Below are 2,241 nucleotides of genomic sequence, written 5' to 3'. Positions count from 1 at the left end.
ATCTTAACTTTTCTTTATTTTTCCAAAGTGGCTAACTTGTTCTTGCAATTTGCGGAGGAATATTTTTTTGAAAAGGAGAGTCATTTTTTCTTTAATACCGTTGTTATTTATTTCTTTTCTCTTAGTGGGGTGCTCACAGACTAGTAATAATGATTCAGAAGTATTGTCCACTGCGCAGATAAAGAAAAATATCGGTTCGAAGCTTGTTAATACGCGTGAGGATAAACAGGCTTCATTAACCAAAACTTACCAAAAAGTTGTTAAGAATAAAGATTATACTTTGGATGATCCATATATTAAGGTCAATCCCTATAAGTCATCGCCACTAACTGCTTTAGTAATTTTCCAGACTGATCAAAAAGCGAAAGTTTCATATACTGTTGAGGGTAAAACTGATCAAACGGATATTACTAATACGGTAAATGGTAGTTCCACAACGCACCAAGTACCAGTTGTAGGTTTGTATGCTAATACAACGAATACCGTGACGATCAATGTTACATATGAAGATGGCACGACTGACCAAAAGACAATTCAAATTAAGACTGGTTCATTGCCTAAGTACATCAAAAATGCCAAGATAACTGTTTCTAAGAACGATAAATCAAAGATGGATATCGGTGACAATAAATTAACTATCGTCAACCGTACAACCAAAGAACCATTTGCAATTGACGCTGATGGTGAAGTCCGTTGGTATTCAACTGATTATTCACAACATACGATTGAACAAATTTCCAATGGTCACATGTTGGTTTTGACTAAGAAAAATCAAGATTCACTAGTATACAATGACTTGATTGAAACTGACGTTTTAGGTCGAGTTTATAAGGAATATACTTTTAGTACTAAAACAAAGTCAAACGACTCTGGTAATGCCAAAGACGAAACAACTTTAATTCACCACGATTTAGTTGAATTGCCAAATAAGGATATTTTAGCTACTGTCAGCGATGGTTCGAAGTACAAAGAAGATATTATGGTGCAGATTTCTCATAAGACCGGTAAAGTAGTCAAGGTCATCGATTTGAAGAAGATCTTACCTAGCTCAATGTACAAGAATTACAAGGCAGGTTCTGACGGTAAAGTCGATTGGTTCCATCAAAATGCCGTTGACTATGATGCTTCCGACAATTCGATTATGATTTCAGGACGTAACCAAGATATGATTATGAAATTAAATTATAAGACTAATAAGATTATCTGGATTTACAGTGGTAAAAAGAAATCAACCTGGCCTAAGAAGTACCGTAGTAAAGTTTTGACACCAACTAAAGGAACGACAATTACTGGTGGTCAACACGGATTGTATCTTTTGAGTAAGGATAAGGATTCAGAAGATGTAATCTTGTATGATAATAATATTGACGTTACAAATGGTGATAAGAAGACGAGTGGCAAATATTCACAAGCCGTTCAATATCACATTGATACGAAGAATATGACCATCAATCAAACTTGGTCCTATGGAAAAAATTTAGGTAAAAATAATTTTACAAGTATTATCGGATATGCTGAAAGAGAGGCTAACGGTAATACCTTAGTTGATTTTGGATATAAGAAAAATGGTAAAGAAAGTAATATTATTGAAGTCGATTCAGATGGTAATCAAGTTTTCAACGTAACGATTGAAAATGCAGCTTCGAAAGCCTATGTTTACCGGGCTTATCGAGTTCCATTCTATTCAAGTTCTTACACATTTGACGTTAACAAATAAAAAAATGCATTCAACATCTTCCTTTTGGAATTGTTGGATGCATTTTTATTAGCCGTTATATTTAGAAAGTTTGAATTCAACTTTGTCTTTGTTATGTAATTTCTTCTTGTCAGCTGAAACATTAACTTGTTTCTTGTTGACGGTAAAAGTCCAGTAAATTTTTTTCTTAGTATTTTGTTTGTGACCATCGATTTTTGTGATAAAGCCATCTTTATCAGTAACTTTCCAGGCTTTTTTCAAACCCTTAGAAACAGTGGTATTTTTCTTTAAAGTAAGAGTTTTCTTGGCAATTTTTTTCTTATTTTTCTTCAAAACGTAAGTTACCTTGATATTCTTAGTTGACTTAGCTTGAACAGGTGTTGCGGCTGCTGGAGCAAATACTCCAAGTAACATTAAAAGTGTAGCTAAAAATGCAGCAATTCTTTTCATCGATAAATTCCTCCTCATAAATTAAACACGATTTTTATTATAAGGCAGATTGTAAAATATAACCGAACACTAGTGGACACAAAAACCCATAAAGG

Annotated in this window: 2 protein-coding genes; one reads left to right on the top strand and one right to left on the bottom strand. The window is 33.6% G+C overall.

Annotated features, from left to right (window positions below; translation table 11 throughout):
• The first annotated feature begins 67 nt into the window (after positions 1-67).
• Complete coding sequence (locus FC88_RS05875) at positions 68-1,717, top strand: aryl-sulfate sulfotransferase (RefSeq protein WP_149029853.1); 1,650 nt, start codon at positions 68-70, stop codon at positions 1,715-1,717.
• A 48-nt stretch (positions 1,718-1,765) separates the two neighbouring features.
• Here FC88_RS05875 and FC88_RS05870 read toward each other — a convergent pair whose 3' ends face one another.
• Positions 1,766-2,146, bottom strand: a complete 381-nt coding sequence (locus FC88_RS05870; protein ID WP_057813730.1) for a DUF4430 domain-containing protein — start codon at positions 2,144-2,146, stop codon at positions 1,766-1,768.
• Positions 2,147-2,241 lie beyond the last annotated feature (95 nt).

The sequence above is a fragment of the Companilactobacillus futsaii JCM 17355 genome, assembly GCF_001435505.1.
Classification (GTDB): domain Bacteria; phylum Bacillota; class Bacilli; order Lactobacillales; family Lactobacillaceae; genus Companilactobacillus; species Companilactobacillus futsaii.
Note: the sequence above shows the minus strand (reverse complement) of the source record. Positions and strands in the feature narration are given on the sequence as shown.

Coding starts and splice junctions, on each gene's coding strand:
- FC88_RS05870 (WP_057813730.1), bottom strand. CDS start 2,146: ATGAAAAGAATTGCTGCATTTTTAGCTACACTTTTAATGTTACTTGGA.